Origin of the sequence: Marisediminitalea alba, from assembly GCF_002993365.1 — a bacterium.
In the GTDB taxonomy this organism is placed as follows: Bacteria; Pseudomonadota; Gammaproteobacteria; order Enterobacterales; family Alteromonadaceae; genus Alteromonas; species Alteromonas alba.
The window spans coordinates 38,323-54,391 of record NZ_PVNP01000204.1; the positions used below are offsets into that span (position 1 = coordinate 38,323).

The 16,069-nt window shown below is 50.5% G+C and carries 15 protein-coding genes; 11 read left to right on the forward strand and 4 right to left on the reverse strand.

Annotated features, from left to right (window positions below):
- Positions 1–41: 41 nt before the first annotated feature.
- Together C6Y40_RS21405 and C6Y40_RS21410 are read left to right on the forward strand one after the other, a co-directional pair.
- A complete protein-coding gene (locus C6Y40_RS21405) occupies positions 42–326 on the forward strand; it encodes a type II toxin-antitoxin system TacA family antitoxin (protein ID WP_105936429.1) in 285 nt (94 codons plus the stop codon).
- On the forward strand, positions 323–604 hold the full coding sequence (locus C6Y40_RS21410) for a type II toxin-antitoxin system RelE/ParE family toxin (protein ID WP_105936430.1): 282 nt from the start codon (positions 323–325) through the stop codon (positions 602–604). The genes C6Y40_RS21405 and C6Y40_RS21410 overlap by 4 nt, the downstream gene beginning before the upstream one ends.
- Positions 605–693: 89 nt before the next feature.
- Here the strand turns inward: C6Y40_RS21410 and C6Y40_RS24650 are convergent, their stop codons facing one another.
- From C6Y40_RS24650 to rsmI, 4 genes are all read right to left on the reverse strand, one after another.
- Positions 694–972, reverse strand: coding sequence for a hypothetical protein (locus C6Y40_RS24650; RefSeq protein ID WP_146129625.1), 279 nt, complete (start codon positions 970–972; stop codon positions 694–696).
- 130 nt (positions 973–1,102) lie between these two features.
- Positions 1,103–1,540, reverse strand: a complete 438-nt coding sequence (locus C6Y40_RS21420; RefSeq protein ID WP_105936432.1) for a DUF4262 domain-containing protein — start codon at positions 1,538–1,540, stop codon at positions 1,103–1,105.
- Positions 1,541–2,292: 752 nt separating this feature from the next.
- On the reverse strand, positions 2,293–2,559 hold the full coding sequence (locus C6Y40_RS21425) for a hypothetical protein (protein WP_105936433.1): 267 nt from the start codon (positions 2,557–2,559) through the stop codon (positions 2,293–2,295).
- Between the two features lie 137 nt (positions 2,560–2,696).
- Positions 2,697–3,530: a 16S rRNA (cytidine(1402)-2'-O)-methyltransferase gene (rsmI, locus tag C6Y40_RS21430; protein ID WP_105936434.1), complete on the reverse strand. Its 834-nt coding sequence runs from the start codon at positions 3,528–3,530 to the stop codon at positions 2,697–2,699.
- A 177-nt stretch (positions 3,531–3,707) separates the two neighbouring features.
- Here rsmI and C6Y40_RS21435 point away from each other — a divergent pair, with 177 nt between their 5' ends.
- The 9 genes from C6Y40_RS21435 to acnD all read left to right on the forward strand — a co-directional run bounded on the left by C6Y40_RS21435 (position 3,708) and on the right by acnD (position 16,034).
- Positions 3,708–5,618: a penicillin-binding protein activator gene (locus C6Y40_RS21435; RefSeq protein ID WP_105936435.1), complete on the forward strand. Its 1,911-nt coding sequence runs from the start codon at positions 3,708–3,710 to the stop codon at positions 5,616–5,618.
- Positions 5,619–5,622: 4 nt separating this feature from the next.
- On the forward strand, positions 5,623–5,967 hold the full coding sequence (locus C6Y40_RS21440; protein ID WP_105936436.1) for a YraN family protein: 345 nt from the start codon (positions 5,623–5,625) through the stop codon (positions 5,965–5,967).
- A 40-nt stretch (positions 5,968–6,007) separates the two neighbouring features.
- Positions 6,008–6,607, forward strand: coding sequence for a phosphoheptose isomerase (locus C6Y40_RS21445; RefSeq protein WP_105936437.1), 600 nt, complete (start codon positions 6,008–6,010; stop codon positions 6,605–6,607).
- The gene (locus C6Y40_RS21450; protein ID WP_240622048.1) at positions 6,567–7,190 is read left to right on the forward strand and encodes a BON domain-containing protein; all 624 of its coding nucleotides are present in this window, start codon (positions 6,567–6,569) and stop codon (positions 7,188–7,190) included. Before C6Y40_RS21445 ends, C6Y40_RS21450 begins: the two co-directional genes overlap by 41 nt.
- 93 nt (positions 7,191–7,283) lie before the next feature.
- Positions 7,284–10,277 (forward strand): ligand-binding sensor domain-containing diguanylate cyclase, encoded by a 2,994-nt coding sequence (locus tag C6Y40_RS21455; RefSeq protein WP_205664811.1) that lies wholly within the window; start codon positions 7,284–7,286, stop codon positions 10,275–10,277.
- Positions 10,278–10,593: 316 nt separating this feature from the next.
- Positions 10,594–11,256, forward strand: a complete 663-nt coding sequence (locus C6Y40_RS21460; RefSeq protein WP_105936501.1) for a GntR family transcriptional regulator — start codon at positions 10,594–10,596, stop codon at positions 11,254–11,256.
- Positions 11,257–11,280: 24 nt separating this feature from the next.
- On the forward strand, positions 11,281–12,159 hold the full coding sequence (gene prpB, locus C6Y40_RS21465; RefSeq protein WP_105936440.1) for a methylisocitrate lyase: 879 nt from the start codon (positions 11,281–11,283) through the stop codon (positions 12,157–12,159).
- A gap of 98 nt (positions 12,160–12,257) precedes the next feature.
- Complete coding sequence (gene prpC, locus C6Y40_RS21470; RefSeq protein WP_105936441.1) at positions 12,258–13,382, forward strand: bifunctional 2-methylcitrate synthase/citrate synthase; 1,125 nt, start codon at positions 12,258–12,260, stop codon at positions 13,380–13,382.
- Between the two features lie 60 nt (positions 13,383–13,442).
- Positions 13,443–16,034: a Fe/S-dependent 2-methylisocitrate dehydratase AcnD gene (gene acnD / locus C6Y40_RS21475; RefSeq protein WP_105936442.1), complete on the forward strand. Its 2,592-nt coding sequence runs from the start codon at positions 13,443–13,445 to the stop codon at positions 16,032–16,034.
- The last annotated feature ends 35 nt before the right edge of the window (positions 16,035–16,069 follow it).

Below are 16,069 nucleotides of genomic sequence, written 5' to 3' on the forward strand. Positions count from 1 at the left end.
TACGTGCTAACATTTGTGCACACGCATGTACGGAGTTGAAAATGGATACCCGCATACAATTCAGAGTTGACGAAGAAACGAAACGCCTAGCCCAATTAATGGCTGAAAGCCAAGGGCGTACCTTAAGTGATGCATGTAGAGAGCTTACTGAAGAACTAGCTGAGCAGCAACGCAAAGTTATGACTCATGACCAATGGCTTACCGATCAGGTCAACGCTGCGTTTAGCAAATTGGATAGTGGGAAAAGTGAGTTTGTTACTCATGAAGAAGCTTCCTTGGACATGGAAGTGAGAAAGATGAAAGTTAGGAATAAAGCCAAAAAATGATCGTTTGGGAAAAAGACTCATTGGACGATCGAGAAGTGATTTTCGAATTTTTATACGAATTTAACCCATTAGCTGCGGAAAAAGCTGACACCATTATTGAGGCTAAAGTTGAAAACTTGATACAGCAACCGTTGATGGGCGTTGAAAGAGAAGGAATACCTGGACGGCTTTTAATTATTCCTGAGATATCAATGATTGTTTCGTACTTTGTAAGAGAAGACGTAATTCATGTTCTCAGGGTTTTACACCAGAAGCAAAAATTTCCCGTAGGCAACTAACGCCCTGTTAACGGGCAAAATTTTGTTGGCTAAAATGTGAAGCGGAGCGAAACCAAGCCAACATAATTTTGTCCACTTTAAACAGCTTGTTATACATTCTTTTCATCAGATTCTGATTCTTTGGCACTAACTTCATCAAGAATAGCAAAGCCAGCTTTTTGAAATCCTATTGCCATTAAGCCTAAAGTGCTACCAATAGCGATATATGGACCAACCCAATCACCTTGTAGATATTGACCAGCATCACTTTTTGCAAGATATGTAATTGGAACAGCTAAGACAGCCCAAACAATTTTCTCACTCAAAGAAATCATTAGGTTCGCGTGTTTTTCGTTTGCTGCTTTAGATTTGTACTTTGAATATGACATGTACTCAGGTTCCTCCATGAATGTATAACGCCGCTGTATGGGGCATTTTTTGTGTAGTGTAGTTTTGGGGTAAAGTGGCGTAGCCACCCCAAAACGGAGCGAAGCAAAAAATGTCCCTATGACAGCCTTGTTATACGATTGTAAGCGCTTCATTCTGAATAGTTACCTCACAACCGTCTTCAGTGGGCAAAATATTGGACTTATCTGGCCAAAACATTATTTGGGCTCTGAATGGTTTGTCATAATAATCTACGGCCGTTCCTAAGTACTCTTTATATGCTCTGATCTTGATTGGCTTGAATATCACTTCGAAGTTACCACCAATGACATTGCCTAGTTTTTTGTCTGATTCCATTTTAATACCAGACTTAATGTCTTCGACGATATCAGAAATGATTGCGTGAGCAGATTCTTTTTTTAATCCAAATATTACAATTTCAGGATGATCGAAGCTTTCCTCTAGTCCAATGCTGTAGGAAAAATCTTCGTGTTCTCCGTTCGGATCAAATACGAAAAGAAAGTGCCATCCATATTCTTTAATATTCTTCTTGATTTCTTCTTTGCTCATACTCTTCTCGTATAACGCCTAGCACACGGGCAATAGCGAAGGGCCACTTTTTTGCGCTCTTTGCAAAAAAGGGGAACTGCGCGTTATTGTCCGGTGCTGCGCCTTGTTAGCCCTAACACTGAACGTTCGCAGCTTTGCTGCCCTGTACCAAAATGTTTGCATTACTTAATTGCCCTTCCCTGATATGCATTTACCTTAAACAACCAACAGAAAAACAACAACTGATTTTTGCAGTAATCATTAGCCAGAACTGAAAAAGTTGCGTTGCCAATGAACCTGAGAATTACGCGATACAATTGTTGATAAAAGCACCAGCCAATTACAAGGAGAGACCGCCCGCGCCGCGCAAACCAGTGGAAGAAATAATCAAGGTTGGTTGGTAACCCTGGACACAAAAACCACCTACAACGGTAGGACGCTAAAACAAGAAAAGATACCGGCGTAAGCGCTGCCTCGATTTTTTATTTTTGAACGGATTAATGATTGGGGCTAACTGTTAAATAGACACCAAAACAGTCCGAATAAAACTACCATTTTGGTGCTTATCAATTTCCTAATATCTTCAGATTATCTTAAATGTCCCACAGATAATAGAATGCGGCTGTGATGGTGTTTTCTATCCAACATCAAATACACCACTGCCTTCTAAAATTGAAGTTTGGTGTAAAACGCGCACCGGAGAATAAATTACGCTCTCTCGGCAGCTACCATCGCTTTAATTTATGGCTGATAACTGTGCGCTTAAGATTAAGCTAAATAATACCGTGCCCACGGCTTATACCGCTGGCAGCAATTTTGCCTTCTGCCAGTACCGTATCGTCGAGTTTAATTTTGAACGGGCTGTCAGCTTTGCCAACAATACTGTATTCAAACCCGTAAATGTGGTTGTCATGAATATGCACCGTTGCCGAGCGGGCCGGTGAGACTAATTCGTAAACCCCGTTGTCGGCATGCTCATTGATGATGTTCACCATCCAGTTACCGCGGTCCATATCGATATTGAGCGTTTTCTCAAGCATTCGTTATTCTCCGAAAAACGTTGTGTGTCACCTGAAATAACTAAAGAAGCACACCGCAACTGCCAGTGTGTTGATATTTGAATTATTGAAATAACGGCCTTAGAACTAACAGCCGGATGTAGGACAAATTGTTAGATTTATTCTAGGGCCAAACCAGCCTGATACAAAGCGTTTTTCTTTAGCTGATAATGATCTGCCACAATGGCAGCTGCTTTTTTCAGTGGCAAGTCCTGCTTCAGGCGTTTAAGCAGAGCCATGGCTTCGCTGGGCAGTTCGTCACTGGCAGGCGGCGCACCGGCCACCATCAGCACAAATTCACCTTTTTGATGCACAGCATCTGCTTCCAGCCAGGCGATAATACCGTCCGGCGTATCACTGACGTAGGTCTCAAACGTTTTGGTCAGCTCTTTGGCCAGTACCAGATGCCGATCTGGCCCCAGAGCGGTTTTGATATCGTTAACGGTATCCAGGATACGCCTCGGCGCCTCGTAAAATACACTGGTACAGGTTCGGTCGAGCAGCGTTGCCAGTACGTTCATACGGGCCTGATTTTTAACCGGTAAAAACCCTTCAAATATAAACCGATCGGTAGCCAGTCCGGAGGCGCTCAACGCCGTTATCGCCGCACAAGGGCCTGGCAGGGCGACCACATTAATGCCGGCTGCCCGGCACGCACGCACCAGTACAAAACCCGGATCGCTGATTAATGGAGTACCGGCATCACTGATTAACGCAACGGCTTCACCGCCGAGCAATTTGTTGCACAGCATCTGAGTTCGCTTTTCTTCGTTATGATCGTGCAGCGACAGGGTTTTCGCCTGGATAGAGAAGTGTTGTAAAAGCTTCTGGCTATGACGGGTATCTTCCGCGGCGATCCAGTCTACCGCACCTAGCACGTCGATAGCCCGCTGGGTAATATCCTGCAGATTACCAATGGGCGTGGGCACGATGTAAAGGGTTGCGGCGGTCATAGGGTATAATCCGGCAAAGCTGAAAGGCTGCCAATATACCTGTTTGTCACGAAGGCGGAAACCTTTGTGTGGTATTCACTGGTCATTGGGCCAGAATTTAGATTAATCCGTAGATTTTAGTTATCAGTCAGTTAAACTGACGGTTCAGGAATAATTGTATGGAATCGCGGAACGTTTATGCGTCGATGTTACCCATGGTTACTGGTTGGTTTAAGTGTGACTTTGCTGTTGAGTGGTTGTGGTTCAACCGCGCCCACTACCCGCGCCCCGGTGAAAACCTCAGTGCCGGAGGTAGAAACCGAAGATAACACCGAGACAACGCTGACGCCGGCGATGATGGTCTCCCGGGCGCAGGAAGTCTGGCAGACAACCGGCGACATAAATATACGCAACGGCTACCTGCTGGATGCGGCGCAAGCCTTTCTGGCTGAAGGCGCGCCAGCTAAAGCCAGCCAGATTAGTTACATGCTGCGCGATCAGATCCGCTTACCAGAACAGCAAAATCGCTATCATTTACTGCTGGCCGAACTGTATGGTAACGATCCCCGGGTAGGCAGTGCACAACGGCTCGAACTGCTGCAATCCATCACCGCTTCGGCCCCTGCAGCCAAGGCAAAAAAGTTTGCTTTGATGGCCACCGATTATGCCCGCCTGGGTAAGTGGCTGGCGGCTGCTAACGCGCTACTCAATAGTGATGATGCCAACCCTGAACATGTGGCGCAGGCCTGGCAATGGGTTAATCAGGCCTCGGCGCAGCAATTACAGGACAGTACCCGCTTTAACAAACTCCCCGCCTACGTTTCTTTGCGTCAGCTTATTCTTGAGCATGGTTTTGAACCTGACGTACTCAGGCAGCAACTGGCTCAGTATCAACGCGTATTTCGTAATCACCCGCTGGTAACTCATTGGCCGGACAACCTGAGTAACCTTGATAAGCTAGCCCAGACTAATCGCGAAAATATCGCCGTGATGTTACCACTCAGTGGTCGTTTACAGGTCACCGGCATGGCGATTAAAGAAGGGATCCTCGCCGCGTATTTTAATGATGCCAGTGCCATGAATGCGACCCGGATCCCCCAGTTACAATTTTTCGACACCAATGGTGCAACCGCCGATGAGTTAATCGCAGCCGCTGCCGACGCAGACTGGATCATTGGCCCCCTGCTGAAAGAAAATGTCGATGCACTGTTGCCGAAGCTCAGCCCGCAACACCGCATATTGACCCTCAACCGCCCTGAAGCATCAGTTTCGGCGCTTGGCAATAACGGACAACAAGAGTTGCTGCCTGCCAGCTTCAGCTCACAGGTTTACTATGCCCTGGCCCCAGAAGATGAAGCCCGTCAGCTGGCCGAGCGGGTATTTACCCAGGGCCGACGTTCACCGGTGCTGGTTGCCTCAGAGAACACGCTCCACCAGCGCATGCAAGACGCCTTTCTAATCCGCTGGCAACAACTCACCAGCGGCCTGGCAGCCAGTCAGCACAGCGCCCCGACACTGGTAACTTATTCCGACAACAATACGTTGCGTGAAGGCATTCTGGATGCTCTGGACGTAGCCCAGAGTAAGGAACGCATTAAAGAAATACAGAGCTTCGCCGACGGTGAGCTCTATAACATGGCGCGTAACCGGCGGGATATTGATGCGGTAGTGGTTTTTACCTCGCCGGAACAAACCGAACTGGTTAACCCGGTGATAGAAGCGAGCATCAGCCCCTTTGGTGGCGTTACTGTACCGGTATTTGCAACCTCCCGCTCCATCGATTATGCCCAGTCGCGCAATCAGTGGCGTGATTTGGAGAATCTGCATTTCCTCGATATGCCGTGGGTACTGCCCGACAACCCGGCGCCGGAGCTGGCCGCTCAAACCGATGCGCTTTGGCCACAGCGCCCTACTCCACTACAACGTCTGTTTGCTTTTGGCGTGGATGCCTACAACCTGCTGCCGCGGATTAACAGTATGGCGTGGTTACCACAGTTACAGTACGAGGGCCTTACCGGCGCGCTCAGTGTTAATCAGAACAATGAGATAGTGCGCAGTTTACCGGAAGCCGTGGTAACCCAGGAGCGTGTAAAGGTACTGGCTGAGTAATGGTATGGCACGTTGGATTGGTCACAACCAGGAAAAACGTGCGCAACAATACCTGCAACGAGCAGGACTCACTCTGGTGGCCAAAAATGTAACCTATCGGGGCAGCGAAATCGACCTGATAATGAAAGAACAGCAAACCTGGGTCTGCGTGGAAGTAAAATATCGCCAGCAGGATAGCCATGGTCATGCTGCCGAAACGATCAGCCCGGCAAAAATTCACCGCATGGGTACTGCGTTTCAACGTTATTTAAGTGATAATGGGATTAATTCCAATATGGTTCCCATGCGGCTTGACGCAGTAGTCATTGACGGTGACACCATCAACTGGCTGAAGAACATCGCTCAGTAGAGTCATGGGCCTGTGCAGTTAAGAGAAACGATATATCTACATGATCGAAAATATCAAAGCGAATTTTACCGAAAGCATCCAAACTAAAATTGCAGCGTCTGAAATGCTGCCGCCAGCCATCGATAAAGCCGCCATGATGATGGTTGAAGCGCTTATCCGTGGTAACAAAATACTCAGCTGTGGAAACGGCGGTTCAGCCGGCGACGCCCAGCACTTTTCATCAGAAATGTTAAACCGTTTCGAACGTGACCGCCCCAGCCTGCCAGCGATAGCCATTACCACTGATACGTCAACGCTAACGTCTATTACCAACGACTACAGCTATGATGAAGTATTCTCCAAGCAGGTACGTGCGCTGGGTCAGCCGGGCGATGTATTACTGGCGATTTCTACCAGCGGTAACTCCCGTAATGTAATTAACGCCATGGAAGCCGCGTTGTCACGAGACATGACCATCGTCGCCCTAACCGGTAAAGACGGCGGTGAGATGGCGGGATTCCTGGGTGAACATGATGTGGAAATCCGTGTTCCTTCCAACCGCACAGCGCGGATCCAGGAAGTACACCTGCTGGTCATTCATTGTTTATGCGAGTGTATTGATGACAGTCTGTTTCCAGCCCATGACCCTGATGGCTATTAAACCTCTGCTACGCAACATACTCACCATTGGCGCTGTGCTGATTATATCAGGCAGCCTCAACGGCTGTGCCGTTGTGGCAGTGGGCGCGGTGAGTGCTACCGCCGTATCAGTCTCCAACGATCGCCGCACGGCTGGTACCCAGTTAGACGATTTTAATGCCCAAAATACGGCTTCCCGGCTGCTCGGAAAGCAGGACAACCTTAACGAAACGGCCAATATTGAAGTCACCGTTTATAACAAGGTGGCATTACTCACTGGTCAGGCGCCAAGCCAGGCCGATATTAACCAGGCCGAAGAGCAGGTTCGCAGCATTAGTTATGTCAACAAGATCCACAACCAGATCCGTATCGGCCAACCTATTGCCACCTCCACTGAACTTTATGATCGCTGGCTGGCAACTAAGATCCGCACTAAGATTCTGGCCTCAGATAATGTGCCGACCTCGCAAATCAGTATTATTGTCGAAGACTCTGAAGTGTTTTTAATGGGTCTGGTTACCAATCAGGAAGCTACCGCAGCGGTCGATATCGCTCGCCATGTGGACGGCGTCGCGCGGGTCGTTCGAGCTTTTGAAATTTACTAACAGGGCGAAGACTTTCAACAACAGGTAACGCAAGCTTTTCCCTGATAGACAAAAACGCATAGTGCAATTATGCTAAAGGGAATTACTCTGAGAATGTTGATTGGAAAATCGTGGATGTCCAGGTACGTCTGTCATCAGACTGTTAATCGAGTCGCCTTACGTGTAGTCCTTTACTCCCTGGCTGTATTTTTCAGTATCACGGGCAAAGCTGCGCCGTCGCAGCTCAGCGATTATTTTAGAGAAGTCTGGACCACCCGCGACGGACTCCCGCACAACACTATTAATGCCATTTCACAAAGTGAAGACGGCTACCTGTGGATAGGCACCTGGGAAGGCGCGGCCCGCTTTAATGGCCGTTCATTTACCGTATTTGGCCGTGGCGAGCCCAGTGGCATGCCTGATGTCGGTATCCGCACCATCCATAAAAATCGTCAACAGAATTTAATATTTGCCGGTGCCCGCGGTGGATTAAGTGAGCGTCGTCCGGATGACTGGCAGAGCTGGCAGCCTTACCGGGTGTTAATTAACGGCGTGGCCGACGATAAACAGGGTAACCTGTGGCTGGCAACTGAAGGACAAGGGGTCTACCGTCAGGCAGCCCGTGGCGAACGAACCCAACTAACTATTCAACAAGGCTTACCGAGTAACGTAGTATCCAGCGTACTGAGCACAGATGATGGCAGTATCTGGCTAGGCACCGGGCGCGGCCTGGTGCGTCTGAACAGCGAAGATGAAAGCTTTGCGCTGGAACAGGTCAACGGCTTACCTGAAGTCCCGGTGCTGGCATTAACTGCATACAACAACGGCTTATTAATCGGTACGGAACGGGGCCTATACCAGTATCAGGCCGGTCAGGTCAGCGTTTTCTCACCACAGTTAATGAATCTGCCGGTCTCGGTGTTACTCGCTTTCGATAACCAAATCTGGATAGGCACCACCGACCGCGGCCTCCTGCGCTACAGTGACGCAGGCCTGGAGAGCCTGAATATGGCAGCCGGGCTGCCAAATAATCGTATCCTGTCACTGTTTCACGACCGGGAAAACAGCATCTGGGTAGGCACTAATGGCGGCTTATTCCGGCTTCGTGACGCGCCCTTTGTTACGCTAACCACAGAGCAGGGGTTAGCCGGCAATTACATTCGCTCGGTATTATCGCACAGTGACGGCAGTGTCTGGGTCGGCAGCAGTCAGGGCGTCAGCCGTATTACAAAGCAGGGCGTAGAAGCTATTGACCTTTCAGCATACAGTGACGCCCAGTCAGTACTGAGTATGGTTGAAGGGCCTGATGGCTCAGTCTGGATAGGCACCTATTCTGATGGTGTCCTGCAGTGGCAGAACGATGCCATTGTACAGCAGTACAACCGGCGCACGGGTTTACTCGCTAACGAAGTCCGCGCCATCGCCGTTGCCCCACAGGGCGGCCTGTGGGTGGGGACTGGCCATGGCCTTAACTATGTCGACAGTAACGGCGTGCGCAGTTTCACTACAGAAGATGGTCTGCCCACACCATTTGTGATGGGGCTGTATTTACACAATGACGGTCGCCTGTTTATTGGTACCGGTGGCGGTGTAGTTATCCGCAGTCCAAACGGCGACATTACCCCGGTGGATATCAGTAACCTCGATGATGCGGAATATGCCTTTGGTTTTGCGCCAGATCCGGCTGCAGGCCTGCTATGGATGAGTACCGATCGGGGCCTGGTGGCCTATGAACTGGCCACAGGCCGTTTAACCATGCTTGGCCGGAATGCAGGTCTGCCTTTCGATAAGGTCTTTCAGGCGGTTATCGACCAGGACAGGCACCTGTGGTTAAGCAGTAACCGCGGTATATTGCGTTTCAGACGCGAACAAATTGAGGATTACCTCGCCGGGCAACGCGAGCAGGTTGATTACGAACTCTTTGGCGAAAGCGATGGCATGCAAAGTGCGCAAGCCAACGGCGGCTCTATGCAGGCTGCCACATTGGCTCAGGACGGCACGGTATGGTTTGCAACATCTAAAGGTGCCAGCCGGGTGAGCCCTACCCAACTGAAGCGCTTTTCGGCGAATACCCCGCCGGTGGTAATAGAAGGCTTTAAAGTCAATGGTTTAGCACTGCCGTTACACACTGAAAAAGACATCGCTCCCGGCGCAGACCGAATTGAGATCCAGTTTGCCGGACTGGGCTTTGTTATGCCCGAGCGAATTCAATACCGCACCCGCTTGCAGGGTTTCGATAACAGCTGGGTCGACCGGGGCTCCAATACTATTGCGGAATACACTAACCTGGCACCGGGCGACTACCAGTTTATGGTAAGCGCTTCCTATCCGGGAGGCGCCTGGGGCGAACAAAATGCCAGTTTCCGCTTTACCATTGCCCCTTATTTTTGGCAACAAACCGGCTTCTGGCTGGTGGCATTGCTGACGGTTATCGCCATGGTCATTGTGGCTCACCGCTGGCGTATGAAAAGCTTGCGCCAACGTGCCGAGGAACTCAGTAACCAGGTGGCCGAGCAAACTTATACGCTCAAACAACAGGCCGACAACCTACGTAAAGTCGATGAAGAGCGCTCGGCGTTATTACTGGAAATAAAGCGCCAGGCTGCTGAGTTTGAGCAACAGGCCCGATCCGACAAGCTTACCGGACTCGCCAACCGGCGGGCATTCGATGAATCACTGCACCGCGAGTGTGCCCGTTCCAAGAGACGCAATCTGCCGCTTTGTCTGGCCTTGTTGGATATCGATCACTTCAAGCAAATTAACGATACGTTTAATCACAGCATAGGCGACAGAGTGCTTAAGCTGGTGGCCGATGCTATTAGTCAGCATTGCAGGGAAGAAGACCTGGTCGCACGCTGGGGCGGTGAAGAGTTTGCCATACTGTTGCCCAACTGCGATAACCAGGCGGCACAGGATATTTGCGAGCGCATTCGCCAGGCAGTTAGCGAGACCGACTGTTCTGCCATCGCGCCGGACATTTCCCTGACTATCAGTATTGGGGTCACGGCTTATCATAGCGACGATACTTTTGATAAGTTGATTTCGCGGGCGGACAAAGCGTTATATGCCGCTAAAGAAGCAGGCCGCAATCGTCTTACCCAGATTTAAGCGACCAGGCTTTAGCCTTTTGCCGGGTAACACCGACTGTCAAACGAGGGAAGACAGATCGGCATCGCCACTTTATCGTCGACATAATACTTTGGTGGTACGGTACCACTGCTCAAATAACCATCAGCTATACTACCCTTACTACAGAGCGCAGAACTGGCAGGGGCTGGCGACTGGTCAGCCGTAATTAGTACCATTTCATTCCCTTTCCGCTGCACAGCTTTGTCGACAATACAGCCTCATCCATATTGACTGACTTGGTTAAAACGCCTATATTGTCGACATCATTTCCAACAGTGAGTCGTGAATTGTGAGTATCGCAGCCTTTGCTGAACAAGCGGTTACCAGTGCTGATAAAACCTTTTTACAGCTTCGGGTAGATATTGTTGAAGGAGCCATTCCGGCAGGCAGTAAACTCAGTGAAACCGAACTGTCGACAAAGTATCAGGTCAGTCGTGCCGTTATCCGTGAAGCGATTAATCGCCTTGAATCCTGTCATCTGGTAGAGCGTAAAGCCAACGTCGGCGCGCGGATTGTATCGCTAACGCCTGAAGGTTTAATTCAGCTGTACCAGGTTCGCGAAGCGCTAGAGGGCATGGCCGCTCGTTTGGCAGCAAAAAATATGTCGGACGAAGAAATTGCCGATCTCACTGCCCTGCTCGACAACCACTTTCAAACTGTCAAAGGCGGCGAGTCCTACTATCAGGAAGCCGGCGATCTGGATTTTCATTATCGGATTATTCTGGGCAGTAAAAATCAACACCTTATCGAAGTGCTGGTTAACGGCATCTACCATTTGATTCGCATGTACCGCGTGCAGCTCGGCATGGCCGGGCCGCGGGTAACTACCGCATTTGATGAACACAAACACGTGGTACAGGCGATTGCAAACCGTGACGAAGAGCTGGCTGAAATGCTCATGCGTCGTCACATTTTGTATTCAAAAAACAACATTGAACGCAAGTTGCTTCAATCCTAATCAACCTAAACCAAGAGAATGATTATGAGCGCAGGTAAAAAATTTCGTCAGGCACTGGCCGACAATAAACCTCTTCAAATCGTAGGCACCATTAACGCCTACAGTGCCATGATGGCAAAAGCCATTGGCCACAAGGCTATCTACCTCTCTGGTGGTGGTGTTGCTAATGCTTCTTACGGTCTGCCGGATCTGGGCATGACCTCGTTAAATGACGTTATTGTTGACGTTCAGCGCATCACCTCTGCCTGCGATCTGCCATTACTGGTAGATATCGATACCGGTTGGGGCGGCGCATTTAACATTGCCAAAACCATTAAAGACATGGAAAAAGCCGGCGCCGCAGCAGTGCACATGGAAGACCAGGTAGCGCAAAAACGTTGTGGTCATCGCCCTAATAAGGAAATTGTATCAACCGCCGAGATGGTTGACCGTATCAAAGCGGCCGTTGATGCCCGCACCGATCCGGACTTTTTCATTATGGCGCGCACCGATGCCTTTGCCCAGGAAGGCCTGGAAAAAGCCATTGAACGTGCCAAAGCCTACGTTGCAGCAGGTGCTGATGGCATCTTCGCAGAAGCGGTGAAAACTGAAGAACACTACCGCGCCTTCTCTGAAGCACTGGATGTACCAATTCTGGCTAATATCACTGAGTTCGGTCAAACCGAACTGTGGAACAAAGAAGAGCTGGGTGAATGGGGTGCCGCCATGGTGTTGTACCCGTTAAGTGCCTTCCGAGCCATGAATAAGGCCGCCGAAACCGTCTATACCGCCATCTTAAAAGACGGCGATCAAAAAGCGGTAACAGACATGATGCAAACTCGCATGGAACTCTATGATTATCTGGGTTACCACGAGTACGAGCAGAAGCTCGACGCGTTATTCGCAGAAGGTAAAAACAAGTAAACCATTAACCGGCTGACGCCGCCCAATCGGGTTTTGCCACCCGCACAGCGTCAGCCCGAATATATGTACTCTACAAAAATTACATTAGGAGAAAAACGATGGCTAAAGTACTCAGTGGTGCAGGCTTACGTGGTCAGGTAGCCGGTAAAACCGCATTATCAACCGTAGGCGTTTCAGGTTCCGGCCTGACCTATCGTGGTTACGATGTAAAGGACCTGGCCAATAACTGTCAGTTTGAAGAGGTTGCCTATCTTATCCTCAAAGGCAAGCTGCCAAACCAGGCCGAGCTGGATGAATACAAAGCAAAACTGAAAGGCATGCGCAGTCTGCCACAGGCGCTGCTTGATGTACTGGAGCGTATTCCTGCCGATGCCCACCCAATGGATGTTATGCGTACCGGTTGTTCAATGCTGGGTAACCTGGAAATGGAAAATGACTTTAGCGAGCAGGACGCAGTTACCGACCGCCTGTTAGCGTGCTTCCCGAGTATTATCTGCTACTGGTATCGTTTTTCTCACGATGACGTGCGTATCGACGTTAACACCGACGACGACTCCATTGGCGCGCACTTCCTGCACATGCTGCATGGTGAGAAGCCTAACGATCTGCACGAACAGGTCATGCACGTATCACTGATCCTGTACGCAGAGCACGAGTTTAATGCGTCAACCTTTACCGCTCGCGTGTGTGCCTCAACCTTGTCTGACATGCACTCATGTATTACCGGTGCGATTGGTTCACTGCGTGGTCCTCTGCACGGTGGTGCTAACGAAGCGGCCATGGAACTGATTGAAAACTTTACCTCACCTGAACATGCTGAAGCCGAAATGATGGGCAAGCTGGAGCGTAAAGAGAAGATCATGGGCTTTGGTCATGCGGTTTACTCTGAGTCTGACCCTCGTAATGAAATCATTAAAGGCTGGTCTGAAAAACTGGCTGCCGATGTGGGCGATACTGTGCTTTATCCGGTTTCTGTGCGTTGTGAAGAAGTCATGTGGCGCGAGAAGAAACTGTTCTGTAACGCTGACTTTTTCCATGCCTCGGCTTATCACTTTATGGGCATCCCCACTAAGCTGTTTACGCCTATCTTCGTAATGTCACGTTTAACAGGCTGGGCTGCTCACGTTATGGAGCAACGTGCTGATAACCGCATTATCCGCCCATCTGCAGACTACACCGGCGAAGATCTGCGTCCGGTGCCTGCTATCGCAGATCGCGCTTAAATCCTTATTGCCGCTTCGTGACCGTCGAAGCGGCAGTTTTGCTACGCTTTAGGATACGTCATGAATACCGAATACCGTAAAAGCCTGACAGGCACTAATCTGGACTACTTCGACGCGCGTGAAGCCGTTGACGCCATTAAACCCGGTGCGTTTGATACCCTGCCCTACACTTCCCGCGTGCATGCAGAAAACCTGGTTCGTCGTTGTCCGCCAGACCAACTTAAAGACTCGCTTATTCAGTTAATCGAGCGCAAACGCGACCTCGATTTTCCCTGGTTCCCGGCCCGCGTGGTGTGTCACGACATTCTCGGCCAGACCGCGCTGGTTGACTTAGCCGGCTTACGTGATGCCATCGCCGAAAAAGGCGGTGATCCGTCTAAGGTAAACCCCGTTGTGCCTACTCAGCTGATTGTGGATCACTCACTGGCGGTTGAACACGCAGGCTTTGAAGAAGACGCCTTTGAAAAAAACCGCGCTATTGAAGACCGTCGTAATGATGACCGCTTCCACTTTATTAACTGGACTAAAACCGCGTTTAAAAACGTGGACGTGATCCCTCCCGGCAACGGCATCATGCACCAGATTAACCTGGAAAAAATGTCGCCGGTTGTTCACGCCAAAGACGGCGTAGCCTTCCCGGATACCCTGGTGGGTACCGACAGTCACACACCACACGTTGATGCCCTGGGCGTTATCGCTGTAGGTGTAGGTGGCCTTGAAGCGGAAAGCGTTATGCTGGGCCGCGCCTCATACATGCGCTTACCGAATATTGTGGGTGTAGAGTTAACCGGTAAACCACAGCCTGGCATTACTGCTACCGATATCGTATTAGCGCTTACTGAGTTCCTGCGTAAAGAACGTGTTGTTTCAGCCTACCTTGAATTCTATGGCGAAGGTGCAGCGCACTTAACCTTAGGCGACCGCGCCACTATTTCTAACATGACGCCGGAATACGGTGCCACGGCAGCGATGTTCTACATTGACGACCAGACGCTGGATTACCTGAAACTCACCGGCCGTACCGCTGAGCAGGTCGAGCTGGTAGAGACCTATGCAAAACAGGCAGGCCTGTGGGCCGACACCCTGACCAAAGCCGAATACGAGCGCGTACTGACCTTTGATTTATCATCAGTAACCCGCAACATGGCTGGTCCTTCTAACCCTCATGCACGTTTAGCCACCAGCGACCTGGCGGCACGCGGCATTGCCGGTAAATGGGAAGAACAGGAAGGCCTGATGCCCGATGGCGCAGTCATCATTGCCGCCATCACCAGTTGTACCAACACCAGTAACCCGCGAAACGTGGTGGCAGCCGGTCTGTTAGCCCGTAATGCCAACGCGAAAGGTCTGGTGCGTAAGCCGTGGGTAAAAAGCTCACTGGCACCGGGTTCTAAAGTCGTAAAAATGTACCTGGAAGAAGCCAACCTGTTGCCAGAACTGGAACAACTAGGCTTTGGCGTGGTGGCGTTTGCCTGTACGACCTGTAACGGTATGAGCGGCGCGCTGGATCCACGCATTCAGCAGGAAATCATCGACCGCGACCTCTATGCAACAGCGGTACTTTCCGGTAACCGTAACTTTGATGGCCGTATCCATCCCTATGCCAAGCAGGCTTTCCTGGCCTCACCACCGCTGGTAGTGGCCTACGCGATTGCCGGTACCGTGCGTTTTGATATCGAAAAAGACGTACTCGGCCATGATCAGGACGGCAACCCGGTAACGCTTAAAGACATCTGGCCATCCGATGAGGAAATCGATGCGGTAGTGAAAGCCTCAGTAAAACCTGAGCAGTTCAACAAGGTGTATGAGCCAATGTTTGATCTCTCGGTTGACTACGGTGATGACATCGATCCGCTTTACGAGTGGCGCGAAATGAGCACTTATATCCGTCGTCCGCCCTACTGGGAAGGCGCACTGGCTGCCGAACGTACCTTAAAAGGGATGCGTCCGCTGGCGATACTGCCGGACAATATCACCACCGACCATTTATCGCCGTCGAACGCGATTCTGGCGTCGAGTGCAGCCGGTGAGTACCTGGCCAAAATGGGCCTGCCGGAAGAAGACTTCAACTCTTACGCTACCCACCGCGGTGACCACCTCACAGCCCAGCGTGCCACCCTGGCTAATCCGAAGATTTTCAACGAGATGGTCCTTGAAAACGGCGAGGTGAAACAAGGCTCACTGGCGCGTATTGAGCCGGAGGGCAAAGTCACCCGCATGTGGGAAGCCATCGAAACCTACATGGAACGCAAGCAACCGCTAATTATCATTGCCGGTGCCGACTACGGTCAGGGCTCGTCGCGTGACTGGGCGGCCAAAGGGGTGCGTTTAGCCGGAGTAGAAGCCATTGTGGCGGAAGGCTTTGAGCGTATTCACCGCACCAACCTGATTGGTATGGGCGTATTACCGCTTGAGTTTAAGCCGGGCACTACCCGCAAGACGCTGGAGCTCGATGGTACTGAAACCTACGATGTCATTGGTGAACACACGCCAGGCAATACCCTGACACTGGTTATCCACCGTGCCAACGGGGAAACCGTGGAAGTGCCGGTAACCAGTCGTCTGGATACGTTCGAGGAAGTATCTATCTACTCAGCTGGCGGTGTACTTCAGCGTTTTGCCAAGGACTTCCTGGAAGCCGAAGCAAATTAATCTGATATCAGGGGGGCTTTACGCCCCCTTAGCAG

Excerpts from the sequence above, each read along its gene's own strand:
- C6Y40_RS21405 (WP_105936429.1), top strand. The coding sequence starts at position 42 with ATGGATACCCGCATACAATTCAGAGTTGACGAAGAAACGAAACGCCTA.
- rsmI (WP_105936434.1), bottom strand. The coding sequence starts at position 3,530 with ATGACCGCCGCAACCCTTTACATCGTGCCCACGCCCATTGGTAATCTG.
- prpC (WP_105936441.1), top strand. The coding sequence starts at position 12,258 with ATGGCTAAAGTACTCAGTGGTGCAGGCTTACGTGGTCAGGTAGCCGGT.
- C6Y40_RS21425 (WP_105936433.1), bottom strand. The coding sequence starts at position 2,559 with ATGCTTGAGAAAACGCTCAATATCGATATGGACCGCGGTAACTGGATG.
- C6Y40_RS21450 (WP_240622048.1), top strand. The coding sequence starts at position 6,567 with ATGACAGTCTGTTTCCAGCCCATGACCCTGATGGCTATTAAACCTCTG.
- C6Y40_RS21455 (WP_205664811.1), top strand. The coding sequence starts at position 7,284 with ATGTTGATTGGAAAATCGTGGATGTCCAGGTACGTCTGTCATCAGACT.
- acnD (WP_105936442.1), top strand. The coding sequence starts at position 13,443 with ATGAATACCGAATACCGTAAAAGCCTGACAGGCACTAATCTGGACTAC.
- C6Y40_RS21440 (WP_105936436.1), top strand. The coding sequence starts at position 5,623 with ATGGCACGTTGGATTGGTCACAACCAGGAAAAACGTGCGCAACAATAC.
- C6Y40_RS24650 (WP_146129625.1), bottom strand. The coding sequence starts at position 972 with ATGTCATATTCAAAGTACAAATCTAAAGCAGCAAACGAAAAACACGCG.
- C6Y40_RS21420 (WP_105936432.1), bottom strand. The coding sequence starts at position 1,540 with ATGAGCAAAGAAGAAATCAAGAAGAATATTAAAGAATATGGATGGCAC.
- prpB (WP_105936440.1), top strand. The coding sequence starts at position 11,281 with ATGAGCGCAGGTAAAAAATTTCGTCAGGCACTGGCCGACAATAAACCT.
- C6Y40_RS21445 (WP_105936437.1), top strand. The coding sequence starts at position 6,008 with ATGATCGAAAATATCAAAGCGAATTTTACCGAAAGCATCCAAACTAAA.
- C6Y40_RS21435 (WP_105936435.1), top strand. The coding sequence starts at position 3,708 with ATGCGTCGATGTTACCCATGGTTACTGGTTGGTTTAAGTGTGACTTTG.
- C6Y40_RS21410 (WP_105936430.1), top strand. The coding sequence starts at position 323 with ATGATCGTTTGGGAAAAAGACTCATTGGACGATCGAGAAGTGATTTTC.